Source organism: Paenarthrobacter sp. YIM B13468 (assembly GCF_042788025.1).
Classification (GTDB): Bacteria; Actinomycetota; Actinomycetes; order Actinomycetales; family Micrococcaceae; genus Arthrobacter; species Arthrobacter aromaticivorans.
The window spans coordinates 92,291-105,919 of the sequence record NZ_JBHZPI010000006.1 but is presented as its reverse complement, the minus strand read 5'-3'; the positions used below and the strand labels follow the sequence as shown (position 1 = coordinate 105,919).

Here is a 13,629-nt window from a genome sequence, read left to right as displayed (position 1 = left end):
TTAGCGCTTGGCTATCGCATCCACCACCGCTGTGAGGGCCTCAGAGACCTTCCCAGCGTCGGTGCCGCCACCTTGGGCGACGTCGTCCTTGCCACCTCCGCCACCACCGAGGATGCCGGCGGCAAGGCGCACCAATGCTCCGGCCTTCACACCGGCTTCACGGGCAGCCTCATTTGTGGCAATCAAAATGACGGGCCTGTCATTGCTGACACCGGCAACGGCCACAGTGGCGGCTTCGGAGCCCAGACGGTTGCGGAGGTCGAGGGCAAGGTTCCGGAGATCGTCTGCTCCACCTACCTGGCCGGCATCGTGGGCTACAACGCGCACACCTGCTGCGTCCTTGGCGGTGCCCACCAGGTTGGCGGCCGCTGCAGCCAACTGCTCCTTGCGAAGGCGTTCGAGTTCCTTCTCTGTTGCCTTCAACTTGTTCAACGTGCTGGAGATGCGGTCCGCGAGCTGGCCGGAGGGAACCTTCAGCAGTTCAGTGAGTTCCGTAACCAGTGCACGCTCGGCGGCCAGGTGGCGGAAAGCATCCAAGCCCACGAAGGCCTCCACGCGGCGGTTTCCGGAACCGACGGACTGCTCACCCAACAGGGAAAGGCTGCCAATAAGGGAGGTATTGGACACGTGGGTTCCACCACAAAGCTCGCGGGACCACGCGCCGTCGATCTCCACGACACGTACTTCACTGCCGTAGTTCTCGCCGAACAGGGCCATGGCGCCCAGGGCCTTGGCCTCGGCCAATCCCATGACCTTGGTGTCCACCCGGTAGTTGTTCCGGATGGCGATGTTGGAAACCTCTTCAATTTCGGACCGGGTGGCGGGGCTCAGGCCCTCCCCCCAGGCGAAGTCGAAGCGGAGGTAGCCAGCCTTGTTATAGGAACCCCGCTGGGTAGCTTCCGGGCCCAGGATCTGGTGCAGCGCGGCATGCACAATGTGCGTACCCGTGTGCGCCTGTTCGGCTGCGTGGCGCCGTTCACGGTCTACGGCGGCGCGCACCAGGGCGTCGGTGGCGATCTCACCTTCCCGGACGATTGCCTTATGGACGCTGAGGCCCTTAACCGGGCGCTGGACGTCCAGGACTTCGACGACGAACCCGTCGCCGGTGATCAGGCCGGTATCGGCCGACTGTCCACCGGCTTCTGCGTAGAATGGCGTCTCATTGAGCACCAATTCGATTTCGTCACCGGTGGAAGCGTGCGCCACCCGCTGGCCGGCACTGACGATGCCGCGGACCTTGGACTCACCTTCAAGCTCGTCGTAGCCGGTAAAGGTGGTCTCGCCCTGGCCCAGCATTTCCTGGTAGGCGCTGAGGTCGGCGTGGCCGCCCTTCTTGCCTTTGGCATCTGCCTGCGCGCGCTGACGCTGTTCGAGCATGAGCGAGCGGAAGCCGGCTTCGTCAACCTTAAGGCCGGCTTCTTCAGCCATTTCCAAAGTGAGGTCAATGGGGAATCCATAGGTGTCATGCAGCGCAAAAGCGTCGGCGCCGGACAAGGGAACGCCTGCAGCCTTCGATTCGGCCACTGCATCCTCCAGGCGTGCCGTACCCGAAGCGATGGTGCGCAGGAACGCTTTTTCTTCGGCATAAGCGATACGGCTGATGCGGGCGAAGTCCGTCTCCACCACTGGGTAGACACCCTTCATGGCGTCGCGGGAAGCGGGAAGGAGGTCCGGCAGGCAAGCCTTCTCCACACCGAGCAGGCGCATGGCACGGACGGCCCTGCGGATCAGCCGGCGCAGGACGTAGCCGCGGCCTTCGTTGGACGGTGCCACGCCGTCGGCAATCAGCATCAGGGCCGAGCGGATGTGGTCGGCGACAACGCGCATGCGGACGTCGTCAGTGTGGTGCGGATCATCAGCTGACTCCGCAGAGGTGTACTCACGGCCCGACAGCTCGGCAGCCTTGTCGATGACAGGGCGGACCTGATCGGTCTCGTACATGTTTTCCACGCCCTGGAGGATCATTGCAAGACGTTCCATGCCCAAGCCGGTGTCGATGTTCTTCTGCGGCAGTTCGCCAACGATGTCGAAGTCCACCTTGGAGCGGACATTCTCGATCTGGTACTGCATGAACACGAGGTTCCAGATCTCGATGTAGCGGGTCTCGTCCGCGAGGGGTCCGCCTTCGACTCCGTAGGCAGGGCCGCGGTCGTAGTAGATCTCCGAGCAGGGGCCAGCGGGGCCCGACTGCCCAGTGGACCAGTAGTTGTCGGCCTTGCCCATGCGCTGGATCCGCTCGGCAGGAATTCCTGTGTTCTTGAGCCACAGTTCCTTGGCTTCGTCGTCTTCTTCGTACACGGTCACCCAGAGGCGTTCCGCCGGAAGCCCATAGCCGCCGTCGTCAACGCTCTTGGTGAGCAGCTCGAAGGCGAACTTGATGGCGTCTTCCTTGAAGTAATCGCCAAAGGAGAAGTTGCCGCACATCTGGAAGAACGTGCCATGCCGGGCCGTCTTGCCGACTTCCTCGATGTCGCCAGTACGAATGCACTTCTGAACACTCGTGGCACGGGTGTAGGGAGGCTCTTCGCGCGCGGTCAGATAAGGAATGAATGGGACCATGCCGGCCACAGTGAAGAGAAGTGACGGGTCGCTTGAAACGAGCGACGCGGAGGGAACGGCGGTGTGGCCCTTGCTGACAAAAAAGTCCACCCAGCGCTTGGTGATCTCCTGCGACTTCATTAGCTGATTACTTACCCTTCTCAATTCACTGCACACGTTGTGCGCGGAACCGGCTGTTGCCCTTCCGCAGCTTTCCATTCTGCCCTGTTGCGGGCGCGGGAGCGAACCGTGTTCGCTAGCGCCGCCCGGCGTTGGGGTTGTAATCCGTACTGGTAATGCCCAACGCGGCCCTCAAGTCCTCTTCGCGTTCATGCATGCCGGAACGCACGGCGTCCGCGAAATCGAACATGCCATCCGCCAGGCGGCCAACCGCACGGTTAAGTCCGTCGGGGCCGATGCTGGCCTGGGCCTCGGTGACTTTGCGGAAGGCGATAATGCCAATGGCGACGCCAATGCCCATCCAAACAATTCTTTTCATGTGTTCCGGGTCTCCAATTGGTTCAGCGGCTGCGACGGCCGGAGGAAGGAGCGCGACGGCCCGCGAAGGCCGAACGAACACCATAGCTAAAGGCTGCAACCTTGATCAGCGGTGAACCAACAGTCGCAGCCACCAGGGAGGACAGGGCGGAAATGTTCGCCGATGCGTCGGACACGTTCGAGGCGATGCCGTCGACTTTCTTCAGTTGCTGGTTGGTAGTGGAAACCGTTGCGGTTACTTCGTCCATGAGGGGCGTCGCCCCGTCGCTGATGGATCGGATGGTGGTGCGCACTTCGTCAAAGACGCCACCGAGCTTCAAGATAGGCACGGCCAACAGCAGGACCAGCAGTGCGAACACTCCTGCTGCGATCAGGCCGGCGATGTCGCCACCAGACATAGAATTCATCTCCTAGATTGTTGCGCTGCCCGGCACTGCCGGTATCCGGCTTCGGCCAAGGCCTCCCCAGTACCCTATCGAAAAAACGTCAGTACCCTACCTACAAAGAAAGCCCGTGGCGTGTGCCACGGGCTTCCTTGTAAGCGCTGCTTGAATTTAGCGAGCGTAGAATTCGACGACGAGCTGCTCTTCGCAGATCACGGGGACCTCAGAGCGCTTCGGGCGGCGAACCAAGCGGGCCTGCAGGGCGTCGAGCTTGACGTCCAGGTATGCCGGCACGTTGTTCAGTGCGTGGGCACCAGCAGCCGCGACCTGGAACGGAGCCATGACCTCGGAGCGGCTGTGAACGTGGATGAGCTGGCCTTCGCCAACGCGGAAGGACGGGCGGTCCACGCGGATGCCGTCAACCATGATGTGGCGGTGCACAACGAGCTGGCGGGCCTGTGCGATGGTGCGGGCGAAGCCTGCACGCAGTACCAGGGCGTCCAAACGCATTTCGAGCAGCTCAACCAGGTTTTCACCGGTGAGGCCCTTGGTGCGGCGGGCTTCTTCGAAGGCGCGGGTCATCTGGGCTTCGCGGATGCCGTACTGGGCGCGGAGACGCTGCTTTTCGCGCAGACGTACGGCGTAGTCGGAGTCCTGCTTCTTGCGGGCACGGCCGTGCTCACCGGGGCCGTACGGGCGGCGCTCCATGTACTTGGCGGCCTTGGGGGTCAGAGCAATGCCGAGTGCACGCGAAAGGCGTGCGGTACGGCGAGCACGAGTGTTGTTAGCCACTTGTGTCCTTCCAAATTACTGCGGTGTGTCAGTGTTACTGGCCTCCATCAGGGAGAGCATCGGCCAACCGCTGCCTTTTGCTACTGGCCCGCGGCACAGCTCCATTGAAGGAATCTTCAAAGGGATTGTGCGTCGGGTCATGCCAGATAAGGAACTATCCTACCACGCTACTGTCCCCGGATGATCTTGCGGAGCCGTTCCAGCCTGGCGGCTATATCGCGTTCGGCGCCGTTGTTGGTTGGCTCGTAGTAGTCCTTTCCCACGAGGTCATCCGGCGGGTACTGCTGGGTTGCCACCCCATGCGGTTCATCATGGGCGTACTTGTAGCTCTTGCCATGTCCCAATTGTTTGGCGCCTGGATAGTGCGCGTCGCGCAGATGCATGGGGATGCCGCCGCCGAAACCGGCACGGACGTCGGCAACCGCCTTGTTCAGGCCCATGTACGCCGCATTCGACTTGGGGGCGGTGGCAAGGTGGACAACGGCTTCGGCCAGGACGATCCGGCCTTCCGGCATACCGATCAACTGAACGGCCTGCGCCGCAGCTACGGCCGTCTGCAAAGCAGTGGGATCGGCCATGCCGATGTCTTCCGCGGCGGAGATGACGATGCGCCGTGCCACGAACCTCGGGTCCTCCCCCGCTTCCAGCATCCGCGCCAGATAGTGAAGGGAGGCATCAACGTCCGAGCCCCTGATGGACTTGATGAACGCACTGGCGACGTCGTAGTGCTGGTCGCCGGCCCGGTCATAACGAACAGCAGCGGCGTCCAGGGCACGCTCGGTGTGCCTGAGTTCCACCAGCACAGGAGCGTCGGGTGCGCCGTCGCCGGCAAGCCCCGGTTCGCCGTCGTCGGTGATGTTGGTCCCGTCGGTGACGTTGGTACCGTCGGTTTCGCCTTCCCCTTCGACGACGGCTGAGACAGCATTGCTGTCTCCGAACGCGACGCCGGCCGCAGCTTCCAAGGCTGTCAGTGCCCTTCTGGCGTCACCTCCGGAGAGCCGCACCAAATGATCCAAAGCCTCAGGACTGAGTTCCACGCGCCCGGCAAGGCCACGGGCATCGGCAACAGCCCGCTGTAGCAGCCCGGCAATGTCATCATCGGTCAGTGGCTTCAACGTCAGCAGAAGCGAGCGGGACAGAAGCGGTGATACCACGGAGAACGACGGGTTCTCGGTGGTGGCCGCCACCAGGACTACCCACCGGTTTTCAACGCCAGGCAACAGTGCGTCCTGCTGGGCCTTGTTGAAACGGTGGATTTCATCGAGGAACAGGACAGTGGTCTTCTTGTACAGGTCCCGGGCGGTCAACGCCTCATCCATCACCCGGCGAACGTCCTTCACACCAGCAGTAATGGCAGACAATTCCACGAACTTCCGCCCCGGCCCGCGGGCGATGACATGTGCCAACGTGGTTTTCCCGGTTCCCGGAGGCCCCCACAGAATGACCGAACTGGGCCCTGCCGGCCCAGCAGCTTCTGCGCCCGCGGCGAGCTGGCGAAGCGGGGAACCGTGTCCCAACAAATGCTGTTGACCCACCACGTCATCCAAGGTCCGGGGGCGCATCCGAACTGCGAGCGGGCTCCGTTGGGACGCCATCCACCCGGCGTCGGAGGCTCCCCCTGCGGCAGGCAGATCCTCCGACTCGTCGTCGTTGTTTGCACCGGCACCAAAGAGATCTTCCACATGGATAGGCTACTCATAGTTCCAACAAAGGAGACATCGACGTGGACCGCCGCGCATCCGCCCCGCAACAACGGCAGTCAAGGGCCTCCAGCCGCACGGCCCTTGTCCCCGCATCACGGCTGTCCGGTTGGGTGGGTCGCTTTGCCAAGAGCCATGGCCCACTCACGGAAGAGCCTGACGACGGCGGAATCCTCCTCCGTGCCGCTGACGGGGCTTCTGCCCTCCTCAAGGCACCCTGGCCGGTCGATGGACGTCCAGGCCGCGGCGCCACTGACATCGAACGGCTTGCCGCTCTTGCAGGCCAGGAACGTGGCCTCGGTATCCTGCTGGTGCGCCGCGGCGGTTTCGCCGTGGCTGTGGCGAGCGGCAGCAAGGTCCTGGAATCCAAAAGCGGCAACCGCTACGTTCAGTCCAGAACGGCTGCAGGTGGCCAATCCCAACAACGGTATGCCCGGCGCCGCTCCAACCAGGCCGACGCCTTGGTGGACTCCGCAGCGGAACACGCCGCGCGTATTTTTGCCAGCCACCGGGTTGAGTACATTGTCCCCGGCGGGGATAGAGCCTTGGTGGACCTGGTCCTGGCTCAACCCTCCATGCGTGCTGTGGCCAGCCGAAGCCAACTGCCCTTCCTGGACGTCCAGGAACCCAAAACTGCTGTGCTTGCAAAAGCTGCTTCGGACGCTTGTTCCATCCGCATCCTGGTGACTGATCCAGCGTAAGTGATCCAGTTTCGTTGAGTCGACACAACAACTGCCGTTCAGCAGCCTCCAGGCGCCCGCCTCAAAGGAGCCTGCCGGTACAGATAACTCCCTTGTTCCACGAACCCGGCCCGCGAATACAACGCCTGGGCACCGTGGTTGGATGCAGTGACCAACAGCCAAAAACCCTGGAGGTTGCGGGCCGCTCCCTGATCCAGTAGCGCTGCCAGCACCATCGTGCCGTATCCGCGCCTGCGGTGACCGGCAGAGGTCGCCATACTGTAGAGGCCTCCCCAGCCGTCCACCAAGGCGAGGCGTCCGACGGCGGCCGGTACGCCGTCGTCGTCCCTCACCAGCGCGTACACAGACTTGCATCCGGTAAGAATGCTGCGGGCAACCTCCAATTCCGGCTCGCCACCGCGCCCGTCCACGGACCACCACAGGCGAAGCCATTCATCGGTGGGCGCGTCCGAGAGTTCTACGCTCTTCGGCCCGGCACCCAGGGTTTCCAAGGCGTCCGTACCCCGGACCATGATCAGGGTCTCGGACTGCTTGGTGAAGCGTTGCCCGTCCAGGACGGCGTTAAGGCCCGCACTACGGGAGTCATCGAATATCTGGAAAATGAGCGGGAGACGCCGCTGCCTGTACCAGGCTGACGCTGAACTGACTGACCGTTCAATGTCCGGACTGCTTGCCGTGCCCGGCGTCTCGGCCAGCATCCCGGGCAGGTTCCTCGGCCACACGGAGTTCGCCCTCTGCGTGACCCCAGCGGACGCGCGGAGCACCCACTCCCCCGTGTCTTTGCGCTCCACTGCCGGCCACGCCTTATCCATGAGGGTTTCCAAGAATGCTTGTTCCAACATCGCGGCACCTTTCTTCTGGAGGAACACAAGGGTCATCTGCAGGAACACCAAGGGTCATCGGCAAGAACACCAAGGGCCCCCCACATCAGTGGGGAGCCCTTGGCTACCGTCTTATTCGGACTTGGCCTCCGGCTTGGCCGCAGGCTTGGTTTCCGGCTTGAAGTCCACGCCGGCTTCCTTTCGCTGCTGTGCAGTAATGGGAGCAGGAGCGGCGGTCAGCGGGTCGAAGCCGTTGCCGGTCTTCGGGAAGGCAATGACGTCGCGGATGGACTCGACACCGGCGAGCAAAGCCACGACGCGGTCCCAACCAAGGGCGATGCCGCCGTGAGGCGGCGCGCCGTACTTGAAGCCCTCCAACAGGAAGCCGAACTTGGTCTCGGCGTCCTCCTTATCCAGGCCCATGAGCTGGAAGACGCGTTCCTGAACTTCGCGCTCATGGATACGGATGGAGCCGCCACCGATTTCGTTGCCGTTGCACACGATGTCGTAGGCGTAGGACAGGGCCGACTCAGGATCCTTGTCAAAGGTGTCAAGGAACTCCGGCTTGGGAGAGGTGAAGGCATGGTGCACGGCTGTCCACTGGCCGGCACCCACGGCAACGTCACCGGAGGCAACTGCTGCGGCAGCGGGCTCGAACATCGGTGCGTCCACGATCCATACGAAGGCCCAGTCTTTGGGATCGATCAGACCAGTCCGGTGGCCAATTTCAACACGTGCAGCGCCAAGGAGGGCCCGTGATGCGGACTTCTCGCCGGCGGCGAAGAAAATGCAGTCACCCGGCTTGGCGCCAACGGCGTCGGCCAGGCCGGCCCGCTCTTCGTCGGTGAGGTTCTTGGCTACGGGGCCGGCGAGTTCGCCGTCTTCCTTGTAAAGAACGTAGGCCAGTCCCTTAGCGCCACGCTGCTTGGCCCATTCCTGCCAGGCATCCAGGGCACGGCGCGCCTGCGAGGCGCCCCCCGGCATGACGACGGCGCCAACGTAAGGTGCCTTGAAGACGCCGAAGTTGGTGTCCTTGAAGAACTCAGTCAGCTCGGTCAGCTCCAGGCCGAAGCGCAGGTCCGGCTTGTCGGAACCGTACTTTGCCATGGCGTCCAGGTACGTCATGCGTCGGATTGGGGTGGGGACCTCGACGTCGATCAGTTGCCACAGGGCCTTCACAATTGCTTCACCGAGCTCGATGACATCGTCCTGGTCAACGAAGCTGGCCTCGATGTCCAACTGGGTGAATTCGGGCTGGCGGTCCGCGCGGAAGTCTTCGTCACGGTAACAGCGGGCAATCTGGTAGTACTTTTCGAAACCGCCCACTTGGAGCAGCTGCTTGAAAAGCTGCGGCGACTGCGGCAGCGCGTACCAGGAACCGGGGGCAAGCCGGGCGGGGACGACGAAGTCGCGGGCGCCTTCCGGCGTCGAACGCGTCAACGTGGGCGTCTCAATCTCGACGTAGCCGCGCTGGTGCAGCAACTCGCGGGCAATGCGGTTTGCCTCTGAGCGGAGGCGGAGGTTGCGTGCCGGGCCAGGGCGGCGAAGGTCAAGGTAGCGGTGCTTAAGGCGCGCTTCTTCGCCGACTTCGACGTGCTCGTCGATTTGGAACGGCAGGGGGTCCGAGGTGTTCAGGATGATGACCTTGTCCGCCATGACCTCGATCTCGCCTGTAGCAAGCGCAGGGTTTTCATTGCCTTCAGGACGCTTGTTGACGGTACCCGTCACCTGCAGGACGTATTCGTTCCGCAGGCCGTGGAAGACCTCTTCTTCACGGACAACTACCTGGGCGACACCGGAAGCATCACGAAGGTCAACGAATGCAACGCCACCGTGATCACGGCGGCGGCCCACCCAGCCGGCCAGGGTAACGGTTTGTCCAATGTGCTCGGAGCGAAGTGATCCGAGGTCATGTGTGCGCAGCACAGCATTCCTTTCAGCATGAATTTTCAAGGGATCATTGCAAAGACGATCCCGTCCGAGTTTACCCGCCCCGGCCGCGGCTGAATCACCTGGCCCGGATCAGGCAGTGATGACCCGGACGTGCAGATCTTCCTCCGACGGCGACCAACTGGCCGGGTCCGCATCCACCTGCGCGCCGGACCTGATGTCCTTGACCTGGTGCTTGCCGTCATCGTCAGTGAACCAAACAAACGGAATTCCCCGACGATCAGCGAACTTGATCTGCTTGCCGAATTTTTCAGCCTTCGCAGCAACTTCAGTAGCAATACCGCGGCCACGAAGCTGTGCCGCGACGTCCTGCGCCGCGGACCAACTGTCGTCGTTGTTCAAAGCGACCAGGACGGCGGTCGGCACTGCCCGTGTAGCAGTGGCAAGCTCCTGGCTCAGGATCCGTGAGACCAGACGGGTGACGCCGATGGACAAGCCGACGCCGGGAAACTTCCGGTTTCCTTTGCTGGCCAGGGCATCGTACCGGCCGCCCGAGCAAATCGAACCCAGTTGTTCATGGCCTACCAGGACAGTTTCGACGACGGTCCCCGTGTAGTAGTCCAGTCCCCGGGCGATGCTGAGGTCGGCAACCACCTTGCCGGGCGCGCGCTGGACGGCAGCCTCAATGACCTGCTGGAGCTCGCTCAATCCTTCCTCGAGAAGGTCATCGGTCACCCCAAGGGCACGTACCTGATCCACGAACGAGGTGTCCTCGGTGCGGATGGTGGCAAGCTTGAGCGCCAGTGCCGCCTGCTCATCCGAGGCGCCAAGCTCGCTCTTGAGCAGCTCAGCGACTTTGCCTTCGCCAATCTTTTCCAGTTTGTCGATGCTCCGCAGGACTCCGGCGGTATCAGTCAGGCCAATACCGCGATAGAAGCCCTCAGCCAGCTTGCGGTTGTTGATACGGAGGCGGAAGTCCGGAATCGGGAGGGCGCTCAGGGCCTCGGCGATGACCAGCGCGATTTCGACGTCATAGCGGAACGGCAACTCGCCATCGCCCACCACATCTATATCTGCCTGGGTGAACTCGCGCGCACGGCCTTCCTGCGGACGTTCGCCACGCCAGACCTTCTGGATCTGGTAGCGGCGGAAGGGAAAAGCGAGGTAACCCGCGTTCTCCACGACGTAGCGGGCGAAGGGCACAGTGAGGTCGAAGTGCAGGGCAAGCGCATTCGGATCAGCTTTGTCTGCCTTGTCCGTGGTGGTTGACCTGGAAGCTTCGCCTTCGTCGTCCTGCAGGCGGCTCAGGCCATAGACCTCTTTGTCGATCTCGCCCTTACGCAGCAACTGGCCGACGGTTTCAACAGCACGCGTTTCAATCGAGGAGAAACCGTGCAGTTCGAACGTCTTCCGGAGCGTGTCCAACACATGGAGCTCCACCAACCGCTCCTGGGGAAGCCACTCGGGGAATCCGGACAGGGAGGCGGTACGTGCCATGGTGGATAAATCTCCTCGAAGAAAGCTGACTCAGGAATGACCACCGCAGCTTTAAAGGCCTTTTCGGCGATTATGGGGCGGGCGTCCAGCCGGTCATGCATAAACTATGTGCGGCAGCCAGTTTATGCTTTCCGCGCGTGCACATCTAATGCAGCATGCCCGGTCCCTGCAGGCGGCCAGCGAACGTGGACACAATCAGGAGGACTCTTGGCAACAAGGTCGCGGGATGACCGCGAAGCGAGACGCCGCATCCGGCAGATGGAAGCCAAGCGTGCCCTGCGGCAAGAACAGGGCAAGCGGCGCAAACGCGACAACACTGTTGCCATCGGCGCGGGCGCTGCCGCTGTGATCCTCGCAGTGGTGCTGCAACTGACAGTTTTCAGTTCCAACCCCACAGAGGCAGAGTTCGCCGCCGCAGAGGCCGGACTGAGCTCCCCGTCCGCCTCTCCTTCGGCCTCCAACAGCGCAGACATACCCAGCCCGGACACCGCAGCCGGTAAAACCTTCACCGGCGAGCTAGCCCTGAACAGCGGCGTTGTGGGAGTGGAACTGAACGGAACGGCTGCGCCCCAGGCGGCGGCCGTCATCAAGTCCCTCACCGATGCCGGCTACTACAACGGAGCCCTGTGCCACCGCCTGACAACCTCCGAAACGTTCGGCCTTCTGCAATGCGGTGCCAAGTCCGAAGACGGCGCGGACGATCCCAACTACCGTTGGGGTCCCCTGGAGAACACACCAACGGACAACACATACCCGGCTGGAACAATCGCCATTGCCCGCTCGGGAAACAACGCCTATGGCAACGGTCATCAGTTCTTCATTGTGTATAAGGACACAACAATTCCTGCGGACACGGCCGGTGGTTACACGGTGGTCGGCAAAGTCACCAGCGGTTTGGACGTGGTCACGAAAATCGCTGCGGCCGGCCTGAAACCGGGCGAAAACGCGACCGACGGCGCCCCTGTGGCACCTGTCACGATAGACTCGTTTTCTCTGAAGTAACCAGCCTTTGGCCCCGGTCCGGGGTGCAGTACCTTAGCAGTCCCTCCAAGCGAAAGACTTTTAGCGGTGACAGACAGTCAGAAATCCGACGAAACAGCAGTAGTGGCCAACCAAGACGCAGTCGAGGCAACCAGCCCGAACGGCACTGAGGCAGAAGCCGTGGCTGAACAAACTCCCGCACTTGCGGCCGACGAAAAGCCGGCAGCAACCAATGGCCTTGCTGCTGAAGAGGCCCCAGCCGCTGAAGAAGCCCCAGCCGCTGTAGAAACGCCTGCGACAGAAGAAACGTCTGCAGAAGCGGCTGAGGTGGCACCCGCAGAGGAGGAAGCACCAGAGGCTGAGGTGGCACCGGCGGCAGAGGAAACCAAGCCTGCCGATTCGCGTCCCACTCCTTCCCCTGCTGCCTTCGCGGCCCGCCCCAAGGCGCCTGCCGCCGTCGTTCCGGCTGCTCCCGCGGTATCTGCGGCCTCGCTTGCAGAGGCAGCCAAGTGGGGGCGCGCCGAAGGCGACGGCCACGTATTCCTCACTTTGGATGGCGAGGAGATTGCCGTTGGGCAGTACCCGGGTGTTAGCCCTGACGAAGCCCTGGGCTACTTCGCCCGGAAGTTCGACGACGTCATTGCCCAGATAGTCCTGCTGGAACACCGCGTGGAATCCAAGGCTCCGGCAACGGACATGCAGAAAACGGTAACCCACCTTCGCGAGCAGCTCGCAGAGCGCAACATGGTGGGAGATATCCGTTCGGCCGAATCACGCCTGGACACGTTGTCCGAACAGATCGCCGAGCTGGAAAAGTCCGAGAAAGCAGCCCATGAGGCGGTCCGCGCCAACGAGCTTGCCGCGCGCGAAGCCATTGTGGCAGAGGCAGAGGCCATCGCGGGCCAGGATCCTGCCCAGATTCAATGGAAGACTTCCAGCGCGCGAATGAACGAACTCTTTGAGACGTGGAAGGCTGCGCAGAAGAGCGGGGTCCGTCTTGGCAGGAGCAATGAGGACGCACTGTGGAAGCGCTTCCGTTCGGCACGCACAGTGTTCGACCGCCACCGCCGTGCTTACTTCTCGCAGCTGGACAGCAACAATTCTGCGGCCAAGGTGGCCAAGGAAGCATTGATCACAGAGGCTGAGGCGCTTTCCTCTTCCACTGACTGGGGTTACGCCGCCGGGGAGTACCGCAGGCTCATGGATCAGTGGAAGGCCACCCCACGCGCCAGCCGCAAGGATGACGACGCACTCTGGGGACGCTTCCGCGCCGCGCAGGATGTGTTCTTCAGCAACCGGCAGGCTGCAAACGACCAGATCGACCAGGAGTACACGGCCAACCTTGCAGTGAAGGAGCAGCTGGTAGCTGAGGCCCAGGCGTTGCTGCCGATCAACGATCTCAACGCAGCGAAGAAGGCCCTTCAGTCCATTCGTGACCGCTGGGAAGATGCAGGCAAGGTCCCCAGGGCGGACATGGGCCGGATCGAGGCTGGTCTTCGCAAGGTGGAGGACGCAGTCCGCGAGGCTGAGGAGGAGAAGTGGCGCCGGAGCAATCCGGAGACCAAGGCCCGCACCAACAGCGCTTTGTCGCAGCTTGAGTCAGCAATTGCCGGGCTCAAGGAGGATCTGGAGAAAGCTGAAAAAGCCGGAGACCAGCGCCGCATTAAGGCCGCGCGTGAAGCTCTTGAGGCACGCCAGGCGTGGCTGGACCAGATCCAGCGATCAGCGAGCGACCTCGCCTGACCCAGCTCTGGGTTCATGTTGAGCCCATGTTTGTCTGCAGGCCCTGTACCGGTTATCCACATGCCCGGTACAGGGCCTGTACTGT

Annotated in this window: 11 protein-coding genes; 3 read left to right on the top strand and 8 right to left on the bottom strand. The window is 62.5% G+C overall.

Annotated features, from left to right (window positions below; all coding sequences use genetic code 11):
- The 5 genes from alaS to ACFX4T_RS07970 form a co-directional block, all read right to left on the bottom strand.
- Nucleotides 1-2,679 (bottom strand): alanine--tRNA ligase, encoded by a 2,679-nt coding sequence (alaS, locus tag ACFX4T_RS07990; protein WP_377651404.1) that lies wholly within the window; start codon nt 2,677-2,679, stop codon nt 1-3.
- A 115-nt stretch (nt 2,680-2,794) separates the two neighbouring features.
- The gene (locus ACFX4T_RS07985) at nt 2,795-3,037 is read right to left on the bottom strand and encodes a DUF6167 family protein (protein WP_223946200.1); all 243 of its coding nucleotides are present in this window, start codon (nt 3,035-3,037) and stop codon (nt 2,795-2,797) included.
- Nucleotides 3,038-3,059: 22 nt separating this feature from the next.
- Nucleotides 3,060-3,434 carry a DUF948 domain-containing protein gene (locus tag ACFX4T_RS07980; RefSeq protein ID WP_216925653.1) on the bottom strand — a complete coding sequence of 125 codons (375 nt, stop codon included), beginning with the start codon at nt 3,432-3,434 and terminating at the stop codon, nt 3,060-3,062.
- Nucleotides 3,435-3,590: 156 nt separating this feature from the next.
- Nucleotides 3,591-4,211: a 30S ribosomal protein S4 gene (rpsD, locus tag ACFX4T_RS07975; RefSeq protein ID WP_216925553.1), complete on the bottom strand. Its 621-nt coding sequence runs from the start codon at nt 4,209-4,211 to the stop codon at nt 3,591-3,593.
- A 167-nt stretch (nt 4,212-4,378) separates the two neighbouring features.
- A complete protein-coding gene (locus tag ACFX4T_RS07970; protein ID WP_377651403.1) occupies nt 4,379-5,893 on the bottom strand; it encodes a replication-associated recombination protein A in 1,515 nt (504 codons plus the stop codon).
- A 41-nt stretch (nt 5,894-5,934) separates the two neighbouring features.
- Between ACFX4T_RS07970 and ACFX4T_RS07965 the strand changes: the two genes are divergently transcribed.
- A complete protein-coding gene (locus ACFX4T_RS07965) occupies nt 5,935-6,612 on the top strand; it encodes an acVLRF1 family peptidyl-tRNA hydrolase (protein ID WP_377651402.1) in 678 nt (225 codons plus the stop codon).
- 38 nt (nt 6,613-6,650) lie between these two features.
- Here the strand turns inward: ACFX4T_RS07965 and ACFX4T_RS07960 are convergent, their stop codons facing one another.
- The 3 genes from ACFX4T_RS07960 to hisS all read right to left on the bottom strand — a co-directional run bounded on the left by ACFX4T_RS07960 (nt 6,651) and on the right by hisS (nt 10,820).
- Complete coding sequence (locus ACFX4T_RS07960) at nt 6,651-7,454, bottom strand: GNAT family N-acetyltransferase (RefSeq protein WP_377651401.1); 804 nt, start codon at nt 7,452-7,454, stop codon at nt 6,651-6,653.
- Nucleotides 7,455-7,565: 111 nt separating this feature from the next.
- Nucleotides 7,566-9,359, bottom strand: a complete 1,794-nt coding sequence (aspS, locus tag ACFX4T_RS07955; protein WP_377651400.1) for an aspartate--tRNA ligase — start codon at nt 9,357-9,359, stop codon at nt 7,566-7,568.
- A gap of 96 nt (nt 9,360-9,455) precedes the next feature.
- Nucleotides 9,456-10,820: a histidine--tRNA ligase gene (gene hisS, locus ACFX4T_RS07950; RefSeq protein ID WP_216925548.1), complete on the bottom strand. Its 1,365-nt coding sequence runs from the start codon at nt 10,818-10,820 to the stop codon at nt 9,456-9,458.
- 207 nt (nt 10,821-11,027) lie between these two features.
- Between hisS and ACFX4T_RS07945 the strand changes: the two genes are divergently transcribed.
- Nucleotides 11,028-11,822 carry a peptidylprolyl isomerase gene (locus ACFX4T_RS07945; protein WP_216925547.1) on the top strand — a complete coding sequence of 265 codons (795 nt, stop codon included), beginning with the start codon at nt 11,028-11,030 and terminating at the stop codon, nt 11,820-11,822.
- A 66-nt stretch (nt 11,823-11,888) separates the two neighbouring features.
- Nucleotides 11,889-13,544, top strand: coding sequence for a DUF349 domain-containing protein (locus ACFX4T_RS07940; RefSeq protein WP_377651399.1), 1,656 nt, complete (start codon nt 11,889-11,891; stop codon nt 13,542-13,544).
- The last annotated feature ends 85 nt before the right edge of the window (nt 13,545-13,629 follow it).

What these genes read in the sequence shown, in the direction of transcription:
- alaS (WP_377651404.1), bottom strand. Translation starts at nt 2,679, where the DNA reads ATGAAGTCGCAGGAGATCACCAAGCGCTGGGTGGACTTTTTTGTCAGC.
- ACFX4T_RS07985 (WP_223946200.1), bottom strand. Translation starts at nt 3,037, where the DNA reads ATGAAAAGAATTGTTTGGATGGGCATTGGCGTCGCCATTGGCATTATC.
- ACFX4T_RS07980 (WP_216925653.1), bottom strand. Translation starts at nt 3,434, where the DNA reads ATGTCTGGTGGCGACATCGCCGGCCTGATCGCAGCAGGAGTGTTCGCA.
- ACFX4T_RS07960 (WP_377651401.1), bottom strand. Translation starts at nt 7,454, where the DNA reads ATGTTGGAACAAGCATTCTTGGAAACCCTCATGGATAAGGCGTGGCCG.
- hisS (WP_216925548.1), bottom strand. Translation starts at nt 10,820, where the DNA reads ATGGCACGTACCGCCTCCCTGTCCGGATTCCCCGAGTGGCTTCCCCAG.